This is a genomic window from Pontibacillus sp. HN14 (assembly GCF_021129245.1).
GTDB lineage: Bacteria > Bacillota > Bacilli > Bacillales > BH030062 > Pontibacillus.
In genome coordinates this window covers 23997-42966 of sequence record NZ_JAJOLR010000010.1, presented here as the reverse complement: position 1 = coordinate 42966, position 18970 = coordinate 23997, and the positions used below count along the sequence as shown (strand labels likewise).

Genomic DNA, 18970 nt, shown 5'->3' with positions numbered 1-18970 from the left:
ATATAAGGAAGATACTGTATATTATATTAATAATATTGAATATTTGCAAAATTTTAATAAATGTTAAGTAGAATAAATCCTCCCACGTCTCTTAGCTGTTCAAAGAATTATTAAGATAACTTCCGTAAGCTTTAAGCTACTAGGCCGTTCACAAAAATAATAGCCAGGGGTGGCTGGGGAACGGGGAGACTCCTGCGGGAGAAAGAGGTCGACGAGACCCCGGAGGGAACGAAGTGAGCGAGGAGGCTCGACAGCTCGCCCGCGGAAAGCGAGTCGTTCCCCAGCCACCCCAACCACTCATTAAACGTAACGGCCGAATTAACATTAATAGATTGCACAAAAAAGACTACTCTCCATCCGGAAAGTAGTCTTCCACCCCTTACTGTTCTTTCATCCATTGCGGCTTACCAAACCCTTGAAACTCCTCATCAATAATCTCCTCAAACTCATCCGACTCAATCACTTCTTTAATATCTTTCACAAACTGAGAATCTAAGTCTTCTGTTTTCACCGCTACCCGGTTACGATACTGATCCGGCATGTCCTCAAGCGCTAACGCATTTAATAGATCCATGTCCGCTGCAAGAGCGTAGTTCCCTGGAACAAGGGATAAGTCTTCACTATCCACAAGTCGCGGAAGCTGAGCCGCTTCTACTTCAACAAATTCTAGCTCTTTCGGATTCTCTTTAATATCCCTTAACGAAGCGCGAAGAGGGTCTACGTCTTCCTTGATCTTCACTAACCCTTCATCTTCTAAAATGATTAAGGCACGGGCTAAATTGGTCGGATCATTGGGAAGGGCCATGGAGCTTCCCTTTTCAATACTCTCGATGTCTTCATATTTATTGGAGTAAATCCCCATCGGGGCTGTAGGAACAATGATCACTTCAGATAAATCTAGATCATGTTCTTTTGCAAAGGATTCTAAATAAATCCCGTGTTGAAAGAGGTTTGCATCAAGATCGCCGCTTGCTAATGCTTTATTAGGCTGTACATAGTCTGTAAATTCCTTGTTTTTCACTTCATATCCTTTTTCCTCTAGAAGGGGAGCGATCGCTTTTGTGACCATATCACTGTATGGACCTGAGGTTGCTCCGAATTGAATCGTCTCTTTCCCAGAAGCGTCTGCACCTTCGTCTTCTCCGCAAGCTGCTAACACGGTAAGGGTTAATAGGGCTATACCTAGTGCGAATAATTTTTTCATTAGAATCTTCTCCTTTATTAGCTCTTTTTGACTGATTTTGCTGTGAAATCTCCCACGTATTGAATAACCTGAACCATGACAATTAAGAGAATAACCGTCGTAAACATAACGAAGTTGTCATAACGATAATATCCATATCGGATCGCTAAATCCCCGATACCACCGCCTCCAATCGTTCCGGCCATGGCTGAATAGCCAACGAGACTGATTGCGGTAATCGTTAACCCGCTGATCAGCCCTGATTTAATCTCAGGGAAGATGATGTCTTTAATAATTAACCACGGGGACGCTCCACAAGAGATGGCGGCTTCAATCACACCTCGGTCTATATCTCTAGCGGACGACTCCACGATTCGTGCATAGAACGGAATTGCGGCTACTGATAATGAAACAGAAGCTGCGACTGGCCCTGTCGTTGTTCCTAATAAGAGATCGGTAAACGGAAACAAAAAGACTAATAGAATAATAAACGGAACCGAACGAACAAGGTTAACGATGACACCAGTTATACTCTTCACCCATTTATTCTGAAGGAACAAATCTCGATCCGTTACAAATAAGAGTAACCCGAGTGGTAATCCAACGATAAATGAGACGACTAATCCAATGCCTACCATGATTAATGTATCAACGAAAGACTTACTCAGCTCTGGCCATAGTGTAATCAGTTGATCGATCATTCTCTATCACCTCCACTTCACCTAATGTTTCTCGTAAACTTGCGAGGGCCAGGCTCACTTCCTGGTCGTCTCCTTTTAATTCCATGACGAAGGTGCCAAGCGGTTTCTCCTGAATATAGTCAATCTTTCCGTGAAGGATATTCCCTCGAATCCTATGTTCCTGCAGCAGATCAGATACGATCGCTTCACCAGCTAGCTCTCCCGTGAATTTCAATAACACAATCGTCCCCTGACTCTTCTTAAGAAGGGCCTCAGGAATCGTAAAGTCGATGACGGTCTTGATAAACCGCTCGGTCAGCTCATTCTTTGGATGAGCAAAGATATCGTAGGTGTTTCCTTCTTCAACGACCCTGCCCTCTTCCATAACGGCACATCGGTCGCAGATTTCTTTCACAACTTCCATTTCGTGCGTAATCAATACAATGGTGAGTCCTAGTTCCCGATTAATCTTCTTCAGAAGCTGAAGAATGGACTGGGTTGTATTTGGATCAAGAGCTGAAGTCGCTTCATCACACAGTAGCACTTTCGGATTATTCGCAAGAGCTCTAGCAATACTCACCCGCTGCTTTTGACCTCCGCTCAGCTGTGCTGGATATTGGTTGGCTTTATCAGATAAACCAACAAGCTCGAGCAGCTCCTCCGCTCGTTGCTGACGCTCAACACGCCCCACCCCAGCCGCCTTTAAGGCAAACCCTACATTTTCTGCTACGGTTTTGGCCATTGCAAGGTGAAATCCCTGAAAGATCATTCCAATTGATTGACGTGCTTTCCTTAGTTCTTTAGATGATAGAGACATGAGATCGATTCCATCTATCGTCACCGTGCCACTTGTTGGACGCTCTAGGATATTCAGGCAACGCAAGAGCGTACTTTTTCCAGCTCCGCTATATCCAACAATCCCAAACACTTCTCCTTGATTGATATGTAGCGATACATTGTCTACCCCTACAACGGTACCTTCTTTCGATTCATACGTTTTACTCAACTGCTGTATTGAAATCATCGATCTCCCCCCATTTCTTAACTGTTGTTTATTCATTGCCCTAGATAAGTCTTGTAAAAATAAAAAAACTCTTTTCCATTTGGAAGAGAGTTTCGCTAATGTAAGACCTGCAAAACTCTTATCTCCCAGAATGTTCTTCATTCTGCCGGATTTAGCACCACTCCATTAGGAAGGTTGCTGTGACGTCAACGGGCCTATCCCTCGGTCACTCTTGATAAGAATTGAAATCGTCTATTCAGTTATACTTTATCACTTTAACGCATGTATCTACTTTTGTAAATAATATTCTGAACTTTCCATCAAAAAATTATTCCTTCAATCCATTATAAGGATCGGGATCATAATGAAGTAACAGTTGGGTTAAATGCTCGACATGATATTTCTCATCCCGGCTAATAACCTGAAAGACTTGCTTCACATCAGCATAAGGAATCTTAGAAGCATAGTCATCATAAAGAATGGCTGCTTCGAGCTCACCTTTAATATCATTTCTAACAAGATTCAAGATCATCTGATCATTATAATCGGGTGTATAAGGCTGAATTGGTCCATCGCCTTTCATGGGGTGATTCTGATAATAGAGATACGCTTCATATTGCATCGGGTCATATTTCCGCAAAAGCGTTAGAAACATGCCGTAGTGCTTTTTCTCATCTAACATGATCATTCTCCAGACCCTATTCACCTTTTCCATTTTTGAGTTCGCAATATGAGAAGCATACTCATTGATGGCCGTTAATTCTGCAACCATCGCTTCTCTGATCTTGCTCGTCACAAAGCCTGACTTCCCCTGCGGCTGCCCTCCTGGAACGGTATAACTCATACCTCTCCCCCTTTATACACAGATTCATAATTTAGTGTATGAAGAGCATCATAGAACATGCTTAAAAGACAAAACGGCTATAGAGGAATTGTAGGCATAAAAAAACAGGAAACCCTAATCGGTTTCCTGTTTAATCTTTCCGTACTAATTTCACAACTGATTCTACGTGGTACGTTTGTGGGAACATGTCGACTGGCTGAATGCCATCCACCTGATACCCGTTCTTCACCAAGTATTTCAGATCACGAGCTTGTGTTTCTGGGTTACACGATACATACACGACGCGTTTGGGCTTTAGCTTCACGACACTTGATAAGAACGCTTCGTCACTACCGCTTCGTGGCGGGTCCATGATGACAACATCGGCTTTCTCACCTTTTGAAGCCATGTTTACCATAAATTCACCAGCGTCGCCCTGATAGAACCTGGCATTCTTCACACCATTACGCTTCGAGTTACGAATCGCGTCACGGACAGCGTCTTTGTTCAGTTCAACGCCAATAACGTTTCCAGCTTTCTGACTGGCAATAAGACCGATTGTACCAATTCCGCAATAGGCATCAATCACGGTTTCATTCCCTTTAAGTTCAGCCATTTCAATGGCTTTTCCATACAATTTCTCCGTCTGAACCGGATTAATTTGATAGAACGACTTCGCCGAGATCTCAAACTCCATTCCACCAAGCGTATCTGTAATCGTCCCTTTACCAAACAGAACCTTCTCCTGATCACCAAGAACCATAGACGTTTTCTTATTGTTCACGTTCATCAGAAGGGTTGTGATTTCAGGGTGAGCTTTACGTAAAGCTTTCACGAAATTGTTCTTCCCTTTAAACTCAGACGACGCAGTAACGAGTACGACCATAATCTCTCCGCTGACCTTACCGACCTTAATGAGCACGTGACGCAGAAACCCTTGTCCAGTGTCTTCATTGTAAGGCTGCATTTTTGAATTCTTGAGATAGTCTTTAATCGTGTTCACAATCTCATCAGCTTTCGGATCATGAATGAGACAACGGTCCATCGGAATGATCTCATGGCTGTTCTGGGCATACAGTCCGCCAATGACCTGACGATTTTGATTCAGACCAAATGTTGTATGGCTCTTGTTTCGATAATCATACGGGTGGTCCATCGTCAGAATCGGTTGGGGCTTGCCAAATGGCTTCATTAGCTTATCAATCGTTCTCTGCTTGAAACGGTCTTGTGCGTTATTGGTCATATGCTGAAGCTGACAGCCTCCGCACTGATAGTAATACGGACAAGGTGGCTCCACCCGTTCTTTTGCCGGGGTAACGACCCGCTTCACTTCCGCATTTACATAGGGGCCCTGTTTCGAAACAAGGACTTCAGCCTTCTCTCCAGGTAAGAGATGCGGGACTTCAAGCTCTTTCCCTTCCCACTGAGCAATCCCTTTCCCCTCAGCAGTCAGGCCAGAACAGGTGACTTCAGCTGTTACAGCTTTCCCGCCGCCACGCTTACGCTTATCAGGCGCATTGCGCTTTCCTTTTGACTTGCTGTCTCCACGACTTCCTTGTGAATGTTTACCGTACGGCTTCTCAGATCTATTGGGTTTGTTTCTAGGTTTATTCCCAGACTTCTTGTATCCGTTATTCTTTCGTTTATTCATAGGCACTTCCCAACTTTTCTTCTTCTTTGACACTCCATTATATACTACAGGGAGCAAACAGTAAAACGAGTGAGAACTCCAGTCCCCTTGGATATAACCTCCATTCCGAGCCACTGTTTCCTCTTGATCTACCAATTTTCATTCCACAAAATGTAAGTTTATGGTACGGTTGGAGTTGTGTTCCTTAAATTGGTTTGAAACCTTTTATTTACCACAACCGTAAAGGAAGACAGGAAAATAAAAAGGGGCTGATTGTTTGTCATCTAAACCACTTATAGTTAAAAATCTATCAAAGTCGTTTAAGAAAAAAACGATTATTGATGACCTTTCCTTCGAACTCGATAAAGGGAAAATCTATGGATTCCTTGGGCCAAATGGAGCCGGGAAGACAACAACGATTCGTATGCTTGTCAGTCTTCTCCACGCTGACAAAGGAGAAATTATCGTAAACGGAGCGAACATGAAGACAGAGCGAAACAAAGCTCTTTCAAACATCGGGGCTGTCGTTGAAAATCCTGAAATGTACAATCTCATGTCAGGACTCGAGAACATGCAGCACTTCAGCCGTATGCACACGCCTAAGATTTCACGAGAACGAATCAACGAGCTTGTAAGTTTCGTAGAGTTGGAAAAGGCCATTACGGATAAAGTAAAGACGTATTCTTTAGGTATGAAGCAAAGGCTCGGCATTGCACAGGCACTTCTTCACAAACCGTCTATCCTTATCCTTGATGAGCCGACCAATGGGCTCGATCCAAAAGGAATTCGGGAATTGCGTAGCTACCTCAGAACCTTAGCAGACGAAGAAGGAGTTACAGTACTGGTGTCCACTCACCTCTTATCAGAAGCAGAGATGATGTGCGATGAAGTATTGATTATCCAGGATGGAAAATTTGTAAAACAGTTCTCCATGACTGATTCCTCTAAGTCGGAACAGCAGAAAGTGAAAGCTTTATTCCGTGCTACTTCTAACGCGGACCTTATCCCTATACTCGAGGAATACGGGAGAGTCGAAGAAGATAAAAAGTACATAACGCTCTCAGGAATTGAGCAAGATCAGATTCCAACCATTATTAAAGCAGCTACAGACCGTGGGATCTTGTTATATGAAGTCATCCTGAAAGATACCCTTGAAGATCAATTCCTAGAACTAACAGGAGGTGAAGACGCATGAGTTCTTTAATTTATAATGAGCTGTTAAAGACCTGGTATCGAAACCGAGTGAAATGGTTCCTGATCATTGTAATTGGCTTGTACCTCATTCTATCCATTTCTCTTCGCATCTTCTTGGATGAAAATGCATTACCGACAGCCGGGACATTCCTTACGCTTTCCCAGTCTTTCATTAACGGATTGTTTCTGCTGTTTTATGGCGTCATTATAACCACCTCTTCCATTACAAGTGAATTTCATAAAGGGACGATCAAGCAACTGGCTATTCGACCCATTTCACGCCTTTCACTTCTAGGGTCCAAACTTATAAGTGGGTTCCTGGCTACATTACTTCTAATGGTCGTCTTTAACATTGTGATCTTCCTTGTCTCAGTGTTAATGTTTGATGCATCACAAGCATCTGAGAATCTTTTCATGACAGCTGTATTAAGTTGTCTCTATCAAATTCCTGTCTACGTGTTTTACCTTTGCCTTTCTGTTCTGGTTGGAACCTTGTTTAAGAGCACTGTCGTGGCGGTTGTCTTATTCTTTGTCATCGATACAGCAGGTAGCATGGTGACAGGCATTCTCGAATTACTAAACTGGAACACAAGTTACTTTATTTACCCAAACCTTACGCTCCAGGTATATAGCGATAATACGCTTATCAATAACCCTGGGGAAATGGTGATGGGGGCTGGAGAAGGTTTACTGTTTTCGCTGACGATCATCTTTGTATACTCTCTCGTATTAGCCGTCATTGGTTTCTACAGATTCCAAAAGCAAGACATCCTATAATCTAGATCGGAGGCCATTCAATTGGATCATCCTACACGAGAAGAATTCGAGAAATTAAAAAGAGAAGTCGAAGACCTAAAAAAACCCAATCGCAATACAACGACCGAAGTGGCTAGCATTATCGCCGGCGCAGCCGTTGCGATTACGGCTATTATCGGGATATTTTGGTAACTGTATCTTTTTTCTAAAAGAGAATAGCGAATAATGAAAGCAAGCACCCTTAGATAAGATATCTTAGGGTGCTTTTGCATAGTCTTTTATTTGAAAAAAGATCCTTACTCAAGCTTTATTAGTCCTTCTTTCCAATATGGCGAAACATAACGGGAGCAAATATCGAAAAGAAGAAAAGACCTAACGCAAGCCACCAAACAATGGACGTAAAGACGTCTTCCGGGATCATAAACGTGTATCCCAAATAGAGGAAGAACAACACAGCTTGAAGCACCTTTAATGTTTGGGCAGCGGCTTCGTTTTTCTGTGAGACAAGCCTCTCATCCGTCTCGGATACCATCAAACTAGGATTCTTCTTTATTTTCGTCAGTTTCATGTAAGAAGCGAGGGCTGCACTCAAAGGAATAAGCGATAACGCCAGAAGAGCACTCTGATTAACTAAGTTATAATCATAAACGTTTACAACACCCCAGGTTCCAAGAAGGGCTATGCTAACAAGGATCAAAATAAGGATCGCCCACTTTGTTTCTTTTACTACCTTTTCCATATTCATCATTCCTCCCAGAATAAATCATTTAACGTTCTATTTAAGGCTTTGCATATGGCACAACACAATTTAAGACTAGGATTATAGTTTCCGGCTTCGATTAAATGAATGGTTTGCCTCGTGACTCCGACAATCTCGGCTAATTGCTCTTGAGATAATTCAGACTCCACCCGGGCGATCTTCATCTGTTTGTTTCTCAATGCATCCACCTCCTCTATATTCATATTCAGCACCTTACAAAATGTTGCATATAGTTTACATTTTGTAAGGTGAAGAGAGACACCAGCACCCGTTTTCTCCCCATGAAAAAAAGCCTTCTACACGTGTAGAAGGCTTAAAAACGGTCCTTTGTTAGACCCCTTTATACGCTTGACGATAAACTTCTGCTAGCTCTGTTACGAGCGGCAATTTAGGATTTGCCGTTGTGCATTGGTCTTCAAACGCACGGTCGGCTAATCGATCTACCTTGGCTTCAAACTCTTTTGCATCTACCCCATTCTCAGCTATGCTCATTGGGATATTCAATTCCTTAGCCAAGTTCACAATGGCTTGCACTAAACTCTCAACGCCTTCCTCGGTCGTACGAGCTGGTAAACCGAGCATACGAGCGATTTCAGCATAGCGGACATCAGCTTTAAAGTGTTCATATTTAGGGAAGGCCGTAAACTTCGTCGGTTTCAGTGCATTGAAACGGATGACGTGTGGCATCAAAATGGCGTTTGACCGCCCGTGTGCAATATGGAACTCAGCGCCTAGTTTATGAGCCAAACTATGGTTAATCCCTAAGAATGCATTGGCAAAAGCCATTCCAGCGATCGTTGATGCATTATGCATCTTCTCACGAGCTTCTTCATCCTTATCTCCATTCCGGTACGCTCTTGGCAGATACTCAAACACAAGCTGGATTGCTTTCATCGCAAGTCCGTCTGTATAATCGTTTGCCATATTCGATACGTACGCTTCAATCGCATGAGTCAGGACGTCCATGCCTGTATCGGCAGTGACGACTTTTGGTACGGTCATCACAAACTGCGGATCAATAATGGCAACGTCGGGTGTGAGCTCATAATCAGCTAACGGGTATTTCACATTCTCTTCTTTATCGGTAATAACCGAGAAGGATGTGACCTCTGAACCTGTTCCTGATGTGGTAGGAATCGCTACAAATTGGGCTTGTAATCCAAGTTCAGGGTATTTGAATACACGTTTTCGAATGTCTAAGAATTTCTGCTTTAACCCGTTGAAATCTGTGTCTGGTTGTTCGTAGAAGAGCCACATTCCCTTGGCGGCATCCATCGCGGATCCTCCACCTAATGCGATAATCACGTCTGGCTGGAATTGCTTCATCATTTCCGCCCCACGCATCACTGTGTCACTAGATGGATCCGTTTCAACATCAGAGAAGATTTCACAGTGCACATAATCTGGACGTTTCCGTAAGTAGTGCAAGATTTTATCTACATATCCCAGTTTCACCATACCTTCGTCTGTCACGATAAAGGCTCTTGAGATCTTCGGCATCTTCGCTAAATATTGAATAGAGTTCTTCTCGAAGTAAATTTTAGGAGGAATCTTAAACCATTGCATGTTATTGGTTCGTTTCGCCATTTTCTTGACATTAATTAAGTGAACAGCACCAACATTCGTTGAAACAGAGTTCCCTCCGTAGGTTCCGCATCCGAGTGTCAATGAAGGCATGTAAGCATTATAAATATCGCCAATAGCCCCTTGTGAGGATGGAGCATTTACAATAAGCCGGCCCGCTTTCATCCTTAATCCGAAAGCATCGATGACCCCTTGATCTTCTGAGTGAATGACAGCGGAGTGACCTAACCCACCAAACTCTAGCATTTCTTCAGCTCTTTTGAACCCTTCCTCTGTTGAATGAACTCGGTAACAGGCTAGAACCGGGCTAAGCTTTTCGCGGGATAGTGGGTGTTTAGGGCCTACTCCTTTTAATTCTGCTACTAACATCTTTGTATCTTCAGGAACCGTGATCCCTGCCATTTGGGCAATCTCAAAGGCTGGCTTCCCTACAATATCTGCATTAACGGCACAGGAATGCTCATTTATAACCAGCTTCTCGACTTTGGCTCGTTCGGAAGGATTTAAGAAATAGCATTTGTTATCGATCATTTCCTGTTTAACGTCCTCATAGATTTCTTGATCAATAATGACTGCTTGCTCAGATGCACAAATCATTCCATTATCAAACGTTTTGGAAAGGATCAGGTCATTCACGGATCGTTTTAGATTCGCGGTCTTCTCAATATAACAAGGAACGTTACCAGGCCCCACTCCAAGGGCTGGTTTCCCTGAGCTATAGGCTGACTTCACCATTCCAGCACCACCTGTAGCCAGAATTAAAGAGATCCCATCATGATTCATCAGTTGCTGCGTCGCTTCTAAAGAAGGAGCCTCGATCCATTGGATACAGTGTTCCGGTGCCCCAGCACGAACGGCTGCATCTCTTAACACTCTGGCTGCTTCTGTACTACATCTCTGAGCAGAAGGATGGAAAGCAAAGATAATCGGATTTCCTGTTTTAATCGACGTAATCGCTTTAAACATAGTCGTTGAAGTTGGATTCGTAACAGGTGTCACACCAGCAATCACACCAACCGGCTCTGCGATTTCTACCATGCCCTCTTCCCTTACATCGTTGATGACGCCGACAGTTTTATCGTATTTAATGTTGTGATAAATGTATTCCGTTGAAAACAAGTTTTTAATAATTTTATCTTCATAAACCCCGCGTTTTGTTTCTTCTACTGCTAATTTCGCAAGGGGCATGTGTTGATCCAATCCAGCAAGAGCCATTTCCTTCACTATGAAATCAATTTGCTCCTGGCTCAGTTCCTTCATTCCCACTAAAGCCTTTTTCCCATTTGCCACCAGTACGTCCACCATTTTTGAAGCCTTTTCGAGTTTTAACTGCTTTTCCTCAACAGCCATTTTTAAACCCCCCATAATATTGTGAATTATTTCACATGATTATTTATAAAAAGCACTTCTTATCCCTTAAGCACAAACTGGGTTACGCGGAATTTTAACAAAGGAAATATCTTTATACATCCGTGCGTTCTGTTTAATCATCACAACATGATTGGTCGTCCAGATATATGATGGGATTTCTTCTCCATCCTCTAACATCATTGCTTTAAACTCATCGCCTAAACTTTGTTCAAACAATTCAAGTGTGTAGGTTTCAGTGTCCGTGGTGAAGTCTTGCCATTTGCAGAGGATCATGGTTATCACTCCTTGTTTTCTTTGGTTGGTTATATCATATCACCAGAGAGTGCTTACGGTTTGTGAAACATTTCACAAATTTGTGAACAATCGAATCTTTGGAGTATAGGGCCGTTACGTTTGTATGAGCTGGGGGCGTCTGAGGAGGCTCACTAGCTCCCCACAGGAAAGCGAGTAGTTTCCAGGCACGCCTTACATCCCATAAAAGCTAACGGAAACATTCTCTAAACTAAGAGTTTCCGAAATAATGAAAATAACAGTTACACATCCAAGCCCTCTTGCGTAATCTGTACCATCACAGTTAGCAAAATTAAAATTTTGTTATATAAAAGGAGCGAATAATTATGAAACATTCAGATCAAAAAGGGACGGTTTCTTGTCCTCAGTGTGGTACAGAGGCGAAGGCGCAGGTTTATACGTACATGATGGAATGCGATCGTTGTCTTTCTAAGAAAGATGAGTAGCTTCTGTTTTATAGCAACAACAAAAGGTTTTGAATCCTTTAAAAAGGTGGCGTTTGTGTGGAAAAGATAACAAACAACTGGGTGGTGGAGGGAGAGCTTTCTCCTTCCTTTGCTGAGATATTGACACCGGAGGCTTTAGCTTTCTTAGAACAACTTCATCATCGTTTTAACTCTAGAAGATTAGAGCTATTAGCAAAGCGGAGAGAAATCCAGAGCCAATTAAACACGGGAGTGAAACCTTCCTTCCCGAAAGACTCTGCCTCTGTTCGAGAGACGGAGTGGCGCGTTGCTCCTCTCCCCCGTGATTTGCAGGATCGGCGGGTTGAAATAACAGGGCCTGTTGATCGAAAAATGGTCATCAATGGACTGAACTCAGGGGCTAAGGTGTTTATGGCGGATTTCGAAGATGCCAATTCCCCTACCTGGGGCAATACGATTCAAGGGCAGATCAATCTTAGAGATGCTATCAGGGGAACGATTTCTTTCCAGAATGACAAGGGCAAAGTGTATACATTAAAGAAAGACACCGCTACTCTAATGGTTCGCCCGAGAGGCTGGCACCTTGAGGAGAAGCATATGAACTTAAACGGCGAGACCGCTTCTGCGAGCTTAGTTGATTTTGGACTTTATTTCTTTCATAACGCGCAGCAGCTCATCGAGAAAGGCTCAGGGCCTTACTTTTACCTGCCGAAGCTTGAGAACCATTTAGAGGCAAGGCTGTGGAATGATGTCTTCCTATTTTCTCAAAAAACCTTAAACATTCCGGCCGGAACCATTAAGGCGACGGTTTTACTAGAGACGATCCTGGCCGCATTTGAAATGGATGAAATCCTGTATGAACTGAAAGACCATTCGGCTGGTTTAAATTGCGGGCGTTGGGATTACATCTTCAGCTATCTGAAGAAATTCCGTCATGATCCACATGTCATTCTCCCTGACCGCTCTGAAGTAACGATGACTAGTCCTTTTATGAGAGCCTATTCTCTTCTCACGATTCAAACTTGCCATCGGAGAGGAGCGCCAGCGATTGGAGGAATGGCCGCTCAGATTCCTGTAAAGAACGATGAACAGCGAAACAAAGACGCATTTCTAAAAGTCCAATCCGATAAACAAAGAGAAGTAACGGACGGCCATGACGGTACATGGGTCGCTCACCCTGCCATGGTCGAAACGGCAATGGACGTCTTTAACGAGCACATGTGTACACCGAACCAGATCAGTCGATTACGAACGGATTTCAAGATTACAGAAGCGAATTTACTTGAGATACCAGAAGGATCTATAACTGAAAGTGGCGTCAGGATGAATATCAATGTTGGAATTCAATACTTGGCCTCCTGGCTCGACGGCAGAGGCGCAGCCCCGATCCATAACCTGATGGAAGACGCTGCAACGGCTGAGATTTCCCGTGCTCAAATCTGGCAGTGGATTCGTCATCCTAAGGGAATCTTGGATGATGGCAGGAAGGTCACTCTTGAATTAGTGACGCAATGGAAGAAGGAAGAAATGATCGCGATCGAACAAGAAGTTGGCCTTGAGGCCTTTCAGGAGGGATCTTTTGAAGAGGCTGAAGCTTTATTCGATACGTTGGTTCAAGATGACGATTTCGCTGAGTTTTTAACGCTCGAAGCCTATAAGCATTTATCTTAAGGGGGATGGTAGAAGATGACGAAAGAACGTATAGAGAAACTATTGAAAGCATGGAACGATGAGAGCCGATATGGACATGTGACGCGTCCTTATGATGCAGAGGATGTGATTAAGTTAAGAGGCTCGATTGATATCGAGTACACGCTTGCTGATCAAGGGGCGAGAAAACTTTGGCGCCTCCTTCATGAAGAAACATATGTGCATGCCCTTGGCGCGCTAACGGGTAACCAGGCAATGCAGCAAGTAAAAGCTGGGCTGAAAGCTATCTATTTAAGCGGTTGGCAAGTAGCCGCTGATGCAAATCTATCAGGTCATATGTACCCGGATCAAAGCCTGTACCCAGCCAACAGCGTCCCTCAAGTGGTGAAACGTATTAACCAGGCGCTTCAGCGGGCCGATCAGATTCATCATATGGAAGGACATAACGAAATCGATTGGTTTGCTCCGATTGTGGCGGATGCAGAAGCAGGTTTCGGTGGGCAGCTCAACGTGTTTGAACTGATGAAAAGCATGATTGAAGCCGGTGCTTCAGCTGTCCACTTCGAAGATCAGCTCTCATCAGAGAAGAAATGCGGCCATCTTGGCGGGAAAGTATTGCTCCCTACTCAAACCGCTGTCAGGAATTTAATTTCAGCACGCTTCGCAGCTGATGTCATGGGCGTTCCGACGATCATTATCGCCCGTACAGATGCCAATGCGGCTGACTTAATCACAAGCGACATCGATCCAGAAGATGCTCCTTTCCTTACCGGTGAACGAACAGCTGAAGGGTTTTACAAAACACGGGCAGGCCTCGATCAGGCCATTGCGCGCGGGCTTTCTTATGCCCCTTATGCTGATTTGGTCTGGTGCGAAACCTCTGAGCCAAATCTTGATGAAGCGAAACAGTTCGCAGAAGCCATTCATGAGAAGTACCCAGGCAAATTACTCGCCTACAACTGCTCCCCTTCTTTCAACTGGAAGAAGAAATTGAGCGATGAAACGATCGCTCAGTTCCAACAAGAGCTTAGCAAGATGGGCTACAAGTTCCAATTCGTCACACTAGCTGGGTTCCACGCCCTCAATCACAGCATGTTCGAGCTATCGAGACAGTACAAAGAAAGAGGCATGGAAGCTTATTCCGAATTACAGCAGGCTGAATTTGCGAGTGAGCAAGACGGCTATTCCGCAACGCGCCACCAGCGTGAGGTTGGAACAGGGTACTTTGATGAAGTGGCACAAGTGATCTCTGGCGGGACGTCTTCGACCGTGGCTTTGAAGGGGTCTACGGAGGAAGAGCAGTTCCTAGATGAAAACATTCACTCGAAATAAAGATGTATACTAAAAGCCTTCCTCACTTCGGAAGGCTTTTTAAAGCAGAAATATTAACGCGTGTAAAAGAATCTTTATGAAGCAAAACATATAGGCGCCAGAAATCTCCCCCCTACCTCTAACATGCGCCACTTTGAAAGCTAACGAACACTCAGTAATTCAAGAATTATGATGATTAGAAAGATTAGAAGCTGAGGGATTGTAGCTTTGATCAATTCTGGGTGTTTAATGAGAGAAACGGTGAGAAGGGATACTACATTCAAACAAAGAATGCCTAATGGGATATATGCTGCAACCCCTGATAATACAATTAAATTGTAAAACGTTAAGATCTCTACGATCCCCACTGCAAATAGAAGCATCCCGCCCTGTAAAGACATTACTCTAAACGATCCCATTAATATGTTGCTAGCATGAAGTTTCTTTATTTCATCCACTTGCATTTTTTCACCATAAATGACGTGGACAATACTCATAACAATAAGGAGACTACCTACGATTAGCTTCATCATAACCCTCCAATATAAAGGAGGATAGCTCCCCTCCTTTTTATACGACTTACGATCAATAGCTTTCACCGAGCTATTGCTCTAACCCCGCTACACCAAATCCCCCGGGTCCAGAATGGGTCGAGATCATACCGCCCGCTTGGATCCATCTTATATTGTCGAATCCTTCTTCTTTAGCAACCTCCTCCATCCGCTGCTTGATCTGTTCATCAAGACCTATTGAGTAGATAAAATACAGTTGCTTCCGATCAATATTGAATTCCTTTACGTAATCATGAAAGAGTTTTTCCGTAGCTCCACTCATTTTCCCACGGTACTTCTTTGTAGACATTAGCTTTCCATCCTTCAATTCTATGCATGGCTTTATTTTCAACAACGTTCCAATCAAAGAAGCCATATTGCTGACTCGTCCTCCCGCTTTAAGAAACTCAAGGCTGCCTGGTATGAAAGAAAGCCTTGAGTTAGGAACGATGGCCTTTATTTTTTCAACTAACTGTTCCGGTTTAATGTCAGGTTCTTCTTCTAATACATTAGCGGCGTACAATACAATCGCAGCTAATCCTCCCGTAACGTTCAGAGCATCAATGAGGTAGATGTCTTCAAATTCCTCCGCTGCAATCACAGCATTTTGAAAAGAAGAAGACGCTTTTGATGTATATCCAATATGTACAATGATGCAATCCGGGAATTTCTCTCTTATATTGGTAAAGAACTCTTCGTACTCGTGAGCATTGGTGGAGGTCGTAGAGGGGATCTTCTTCGTGCGTTCATAGTAGTCATAAATATCCCGGACCGGAAGCTCACCGTCTAAATAATCTTCACCATCCATGATGATGTGCATAGGCACTACTTGAACATCATACTTCTCCGCTAAATCCCTTGGTAAGTCAGCACCGCTTTCAGTTGATAAGATGATCCTTCTCATTCTTTGTCCCCCTTGGAGTAAAGTACTGGTTCCCTCTTCCTACTTTATGTATTTATTATACACGAGATAACCTGAGGAAAAAGCCATGAAAATAGGGTCCTCAACAGTGTGTTCACCTATTGAGGACCCTTTTCTTAAGGGAGTAGTCTTCTTCCATTATCCTTGTCTTGATAACTCTGTCACATATTCAAAGAACGCATCACGTTCCACTTCATACACAAGATTCACCTCGCGGCCGTTCTCAGACAACTCCGTTCTTCCCTGGCTGACCCCAGAGTCATGGACGATGCTCTTCACTGTTCTTTTCTTCACAAGCCCTTCATTTCCGACCGTAGTCGTCGTCAACACGTCCCACAAAAAGTAAGTCGAGTTCGTCTGATTATGGACAAGCGGTGGAACCATCGCATAACACTGACCAAGAAAATCAATTCCCAGATCTTCGCGCTCTGATGCCCATTTCTGGCGAACGTCGAGCGTTAACGGAACCATGTTCGTGCTCTCAAGAGCGACCAGGTCGATGACAATAGAGCTGTCCCAGACACGCTTCGCCGCTTCTGGATCCCAAAATGCATTCCATTCCGCTGTTCCGTCGTGCTCCGGTTCTTCAACGTTTCCAACCTCAAGGAATGTTCCGCCCATCCAGATCAGCTTCTCGATCTTATCTTCAATATCCGGCGCTTTATCCAGTGCACGGGCAAGATCCGTAAGCGGTCCGATGAACACGAGCGTCGTCTTGTCCTCCGTTTTACGGAGCGTCTTGATCAAATGCTCGTGAGACGGAACGGAGGCAAGGGGTGCATCGATGCTTCCTTTTTCATTCAACAGCGGCAGCGCGTCCACATAAAACGCATGCATGCGCCAGTCCTTCGGAAACGCGTTAACCCCGCGCGAGTTCGATGCCGCAACTTCAACCGACTTCCCATGTCCGAACCGGTCGATGATCTTACGGCTCGCATAAGCAGCAGGCTCCAAATAACAATCGGCAGGAATAACGCCCACCCCTGTCAGGTTCACATCATCCATCTGTAATAAAAGGAAAAGCGACACAAGATCGTCGACTCCACCATCATGGTTTAAATATACATTCTTCATCATCTAACTCCACCTCTCGTTGTATGCACGATAAAAAAAGACCTCTTTCCCATAAATAAAAAAGGAAAGAGGTCGCACCGCGCGATTCTCTCCTTATAGTCCAGCTTTATTCGGCAGCTGGGTAGAAACGTGTGGGCCATCTTTCCACATATATATAAGGAATGCTGATTTAATTTGCCTTCATTCTAGCATAGGGGGTAAACGGAGGCAACACAATTCGACAATCACAGAATCAGGTTCACTGAACCCGCCAATCTTCATGCAAAAGTGCCCGCCCCCATGCTCCTTGAATGAATACGATTGCAGTTATATTCGAAAAATGAAGTGAGTGATCTAAGAAATAATGATATGACCACCTTTATAGGTAAATGAATGGATACCTTTTTCCGTCAATAGAACCGATAAGTATTGAGCAACCATTTCTGCGATTCCAAGATTTTTGGGATGTAGGATCCAATCAATAGACTTCCATTCCAGAATACCTTCACGAGTTTTTAAGGGGGTTTCGTATGTAAAATGTTCATCCACCTCATACAAGTAAACATAGATCCCATCCAGTTCACCGTTGTGATCTTCCCAGGTTACCGTACCTTTAGAGAAAAACGTTTCTACTTTAATGCCTGTTTCCTCAAAAACCTCACGCAAAGCACCTTGATCAGGTGATTCATTTTCCTCCACCTTACCGCCTACTCCATTCCATACGCCCATAATAGGCGCTTTTTCTCGATTAAGCATCAGGATTCTATCTTTCCTCTTCACAAAGCAAACTGTGTATTTGAACATCGCATAGGCACCTTTCTATTTAAGTTGTCCCTAAATTATAAACCTCGATACTATCATTCTCCAAGAGTCAATCAGTCCCACTAAAATGATGGAAAAAGCCGAAGCGCGGGGACGGTTCTAGCGCTTCCTATTCGTAACGTGATGCAGGAAACGCTCGCATGCGTACACGTTTTTAATCACCTGGGTCAAAAAAAAACAAAAAGAGGACCCTCAACAGGTTGTTCACCTATTGAGACCCCTCTTTTAGGACTCCTATTGTTAAACGTTTAGTAGAAGAACAAGCTCCGATTTCTTTACTTCTCGATCATTTCTTTCAAAACTACTGCGTGATTGTGCTCTTTATCTTTAGCACCGAAGAGTAAAACGACCCTATTATCAGAGGCTATTTCCTTTAGCTCATTCAGCTTATGGCTCGCCTCGGAATTCTCATTAAGTTCTCTTTGATAGGATTCTTTAAAGGATTCAAACTTATCAGGATCATGATCAAACCATTTGCGTAAAGAAGAACTAGGCGCGATCTCTTTGATCCATTCATCCAAATGCGCATCTTCTTTAGATATTCCTCTCGGCCATACTCGATCGATGAGTACCCGATGGCCACCTAAGATTTTGTCCTCTTCATAGATCCTTCTCAATACTACAGACATCCCCATCACCTCTGCTTTAAGTTTTGAGAATAGATTATGATCGTCTACTACCTATTTCCCCTCTCTTAACCTTGAACAAACAGCAGGTCTAGATGAGGAGCGTCTTTAATTTAACGTTCATTAAGTTACTTACCCGGATTTTCACACTCGAAAGAATAGCTCAAATTAAATTTCGATGTATGTACTACAGGACTGCCATTAACCTCATGACACTTTTCATTTGCAGCAGTTATTTCTTTTTTATTGAAATATGATTGAGTTGCGAATAAAGATAGCGCAATTAAGATAGCTAGCCCAACTAATCCAATTATTAAATTTTTCTTTAAAGATAA

Annotated in this window: 19 protein-coding genes and 2 riboswitches; of the genes, 5 read left to right on the top strand and 14 right to left on the bottom strand. The window is 43.5% G+C overall.

Annotation, left to right across the window (positions count from 1 at the left end; translation table 11 throughout):
• Nucleotides 1-379: 379 nt before the first annotated feature.
• The 5 genes from LQ226_RS19810 to rlmD form a co-directional block, all read right to left on the bottom strand.
• Nucleotides 380-1204 carry a MetQ/NlpA family ABC transporter substrate-binding protein gene (locus LQ226_RS19810; protein ID WP_231419771.1) on the bottom strand — a complete coding sequence of 275 codons (825 nt, stop codon included), beginning with the start codon at nucleotides 1202-1204 and terminating at the stop codon, nucleotides 380-382.
• A 17-nt stretch (nucleotides 1205-1221) separates the two neighbouring features.
• Nucleotides 1222-1884 (bottom strand): methionine ABC transporter permease, encoded by a 663-nt coding sequence (locus LQ226_RS19805; protein ID WP_231419770.1) that lies wholly within the window; start codon nucleotides 1882-1884, stop codon nucleotides 1222-1224.
• On the bottom strand, nucleotides 1844-2887 hold the full coding sequence (locus LQ226_RS19800) for a methionine ABC transporter ATP-binding protein (RefSeq protein ID WP_231419795.1): 1044 nt from the start codon (nucleotides 2885-2887) through the stop codon (nucleotides 1844-1846). Before LQ226_RS19800 ends, LQ226_RS19805 begins: the two co-directional genes overlap by 41 nt.
• Before the next feature lie 115 nt (nucleotides 2888-3002).
• Nucleotides 3003-3108: riboswitch (SAM riboswitch) on the bottom strand.
• A gap of 86 nt (nucleotides 3109-3194) precedes the next feature.
• Entirely contained in the window at nucleotides 3195-3710 is a 516-nt protein-coding gene (locus LQ226_RS19795; protein ID WP_231419769.1) for a ferritin family protein, read from the bottom strand.
• A gap of 130 nt (nucleotides 3711-3840) precedes the next feature.
• The gene (gene rlmD, locus LQ226_RS19790; RefSeq protein ID WP_231419768.1) at nucleotides 3841-5340 is read right to left on the bottom strand and encodes a 23S rRNA (uracil(1939)-C(5))-methyltransferase RlmD; all 1500 of its coding nucleotides are present in this window, start codon (nucleotides 5338-5340) and stop codon (nucleotides 3841-3843) included.
• A gap of 256 nt (nucleotides 5341-5596) precedes the next feature.
• Between rlmD and LQ226_RS19785 the strand changes: the two genes are divergently transcribed.
• Genes LQ226_RS19785 through LQ226_RS19775 form a run of 3 tightly spaced genes read left to right on the top strand, consistent with a single transcriptional unit; the run spans nucleotide 5597 to nucleotide 7461 of the window.
• Entirely contained in the window at nucleotides 5597-6514 is a 918-nt protein-coding gene (locus LQ226_RS19785) for an ABC transporter ATP-binding protein (protein WP_231419767.1), read from the top strand.
• Nucleotides 6511-7290 (top strand): ABC transporter permease, encoded by a 780-nt coding sequence (locus tag LQ226_RS19780; protein WP_231419766.1) that lies wholly within the window; start codon nucleotides 6511-6513, stop codon nucleotides 7288-7290. Before LQ226_RS19785 ends, LQ226_RS19780 begins: the two co-directional genes overlap by 4 nt.
• A gap of 21 nt (nucleotides 7291-7311) precedes the next feature.
• Nucleotides 7312-7461 carry a hypothetical protein gene (locus LQ226_RS19775; RefSeq protein ID WP_231419765.1) on the top strand — a complete coding sequence of 50 codons (150 nt, stop codon included), beginning with the start codon at nucleotides 7312-7314 and terminating at the stop codon, nucleotides 7459-7461.
• A gap of 118 nt (nucleotides 7462-7579) precedes the next feature.
• On the opposite strand, the gene LQ226_RS19770 is transcribed toward LQ226_RS19775, so the two are convergent.
• The 4 genes from LQ226_RS19770 to LQ226_RS19755 form a co-directional block, all read right to left on the bottom strand.
• Nucleotides 7580-8008 carry a hypothetical protein gene (locus LQ226_RS19770; protein WP_231419764.1) on the bottom strand — a complete coding sequence of 143 codons (429 nt, stop codon included), beginning with the start codon at nucleotides 8006-8008 and terminating at the stop codon, nucleotides 7580-7582.
• A gap of 5 nt (nucleotides 8009-8013) precedes the next feature.
• Nucleotides 8014-8208, bottom strand: a complete 195-nt coding sequence (locus LQ226_RS19765) for a helix-turn-helix transcriptional regulator (RefSeq protein WP_231419763.1) — start codon at nucleotides 8206-8208, stop codon at nucleotides 8014-8016.
• A gap of 151 nt (nucleotides 8209-8359) precedes the next feature.
• Nucleotides 8360-10963, bottom strand: a complete 2604-nt coding sequence (gene adhE / locus LQ226_RS19760; protein ID WP_231419762.1) for a bifunctional acetaldehyde-CoA/alcohol dehydrogenase — start codon at nucleotides 10961-10963, stop codon at nucleotides 8360-8362.
• A gap of 66 nt (nucleotides 10964-11029) precedes the next feature.
• Nucleotides 11030-11257, bottom strand: coding sequence for a hypothetical protein (locus tag LQ226_RS19755; RefSeq protein ID WP_231419761.1), 228 nt, complete (start codon nucleotides 11255-11257; stop codon nucleotides 11030-11032).
• Between the two features lie 521 nt (nucleotides 11258-11778).
• Between LQ226_RS19755 and aceB the strand changes: the two genes are divergently transcribed.
• Nucleotides 11779-13371, top strand: coding sequence for a malate synthase A (gene aceB / locus LQ226_RS19750; protein WP_231419760.1), 1593 nt, complete (start codon nucleotides 11779-11781; stop codon nucleotides 13369-13371).
• A 15-nt stretch (nucleotides 13372-13386) separates the two neighbouring features.
• A complete protein-coding gene (gene aceA, locus LQ226_RS19745; protein WP_231419759.1) occupies nucleotides 13387-14682 on the top strand; it encodes an isocitrate lyase in 1296 nt (431 codons plus the stop codon).
• A gap of 140 nt (nucleotides 14683-14822) precedes the next feature.
• Here aceA and LQ226_RS19740 read toward each other — a convergent pair whose 3' ends face one another.
• The 5 genes from LQ226_RS19740 to LQ226_RS19720 all read right to left on the bottom strand — a co-directional run bounded on the left by LQ226_RS19740 (nucleotide 14823) and on the right by LQ226_RS19720 (nucleotide 18638).
• Nucleotides 14823-15194, bottom strand: a complete 372-nt coding sequence (locus tag LQ226_RS19740; protein ID WP_231419758.1) for a hypothetical protein — start codon at nucleotides 15192-15194, stop codon at nucleotides 14823-14825.
• A gap of 70 nt (nucleotides 15195-15264) precedes the next feature.
• On the bottom strand, nucleotides 15265-16116 hold the full coding sequence (locus LQ226_RS19735; protein ID WP_231419757.1) for a DegV family protein: 852 nt from the start codon (nucleotides 16114-16116) through the stop codon (nucleotides 15265-15267).
• A 156-nt stretch (nucleotides 16117-16272) separates the two neighbouring features.
• Nucleotides 16273-17211 carry a nucleoside hydrolase gene (locus LQ226_RS19730; protein WP_231419756.1) on the bottom strand — a complete coding sequence of 313 codons (939 nt, stop codon included), beginning with the start codon at nucleotides 17209-17211 and terminating at the stop codon, nucleotides 16273-16275.
• Between the two features lie 73 nt (nucleotides 17212-17284).
• Nucleotides 17285-17386: riboswitch (purine riboswitch) on the bottom strand.
• A gap of 155 nt (nucleotides 17387-17541) precedes the next feature.
• Nucleotides 17542-17991 (bottom strand): NUDIX hydrolase, encoded by a 450-nt coding sequence (locus LQ226_RS19725; RefSeq protein WP_255688875.1) that lies wholly within the window; start codon nucleotides 17989-17991, stop codon nucleotides 17542-17544.
• Between the two features lie 293 nt (nucleotides 17992-18284).
• Nucleotides 18285-18638, bottom strand: coding sequence for a DUF488 domain-containing protein (locus LQ226_RS19720; RefSeq protein ID WP_231419754.1), 354 nt, complete (start codon nucleotides 18636-18638; stop codon nucleotides 18285-18287).
• Between the last annotated feature and the right edge of the window lie 332 nt (nucleotides 18639-18970).

Coding starts and splice junctions, on each gene's coding strand:
- rlmD (WP_231419768.1), bottom strand. CDS start 5,340: ATGAATAAACGAAAGAATAACGGATACAAGAAGTCTGGGAATAAACCT.
- LQ226_RS19735 (WP_231419757.1), bottom strand. CDS start 16,116: ATGAGAAGGATCATCTTATCAACTGAAAGCGGTGCTGACTTACCAAGG.
- LQ226_RS19805 (WP_231419770.1), bottom strand. CDS start 1,884: ATGATCGATCAACTGATTACACTATGGCCAGAGCTGAGTAAGTCTTTC.
- LQ226_RS19730 (WP_231419756.1), bottom strand. CDS start 17,211: ATGATGAAGAATGTATATTTAAACCATGATGGTGGAGTCGACGATCTT.
- LQ226_RS19810 (WP_231419771.1), bottom strand. CDS start 1,204: ATGAAAAAATTATTCGCACTAGGTATAGCCCTATTAACCCTTACCGTG.
- LQ226_RS19720 (WP_231419754.1), bottom strand. CDS start 18,638: ATGTCTGTAGTATTGAGAAGGATCTATGAAGAGGACAAAATCTTAGGT.
- LQ226_RS19780 (WP_231419766.1), top strand. CDS start 6,511: ATGAGTTCTTTAATTTATAATGAGCTGTTAAAGACCTGGTATCGAAAC.
- LQ226_RS19770 (WP_231419764.1), bottom strand. CDS start 8,008: ATGGAAAAGGTAGTAAAAGAAACAAAGTGGGCGATCCTTATTTTGATC.
- LQ226_RS19740 (WP_231419758.1), bottom strand. CDS start 15,194: ATGATGAAGCTAATCGTAGGTAGTCTCCTTATTGTTATGAGTATTGTC.
- LQ226_RS19725 (WP_255688875.1), bottom strand. CDS start 17,991: ATGTTCAAATACACAGTTTGCTTTGTGAAGAGGAAAGATAGAATCCTG.
- LQ226_RS19800 (WP_231419795.1), bottom strand. CDS start 2,887: ATGATTTCAATACAGCAGTTGAGTAAAACGTATGAATCGAAAGAAGGT.
- adhE (WP_231419762.1), bottom strand. CDS start 10,963: ATGGCTGTTGAGGAAAAGCAGTTAAAACTCGAAAAGGCTTCAAAAATG.
- LQ226_RS19755 (WP_231419761.1), bottom strand. CDS start 11,257: ATGATCCTCTGCAAATGGCAAGACTTCACCACGGACACTGAAACCTAC.
- aceA (WP_231419759.1), top strand. CDS start 13,387: ATGACGAAAGAACGTATAGAGAAACTATTGAAAGCATGGAACGATGAG.
- LQ226_RS19795 (WP_231419769.1), bottom strand. CDS start 3,710: ATGAGTTATACCGTTCCAGGAGGGCAGCCGCAGGGGAAGTCAGGCTTT.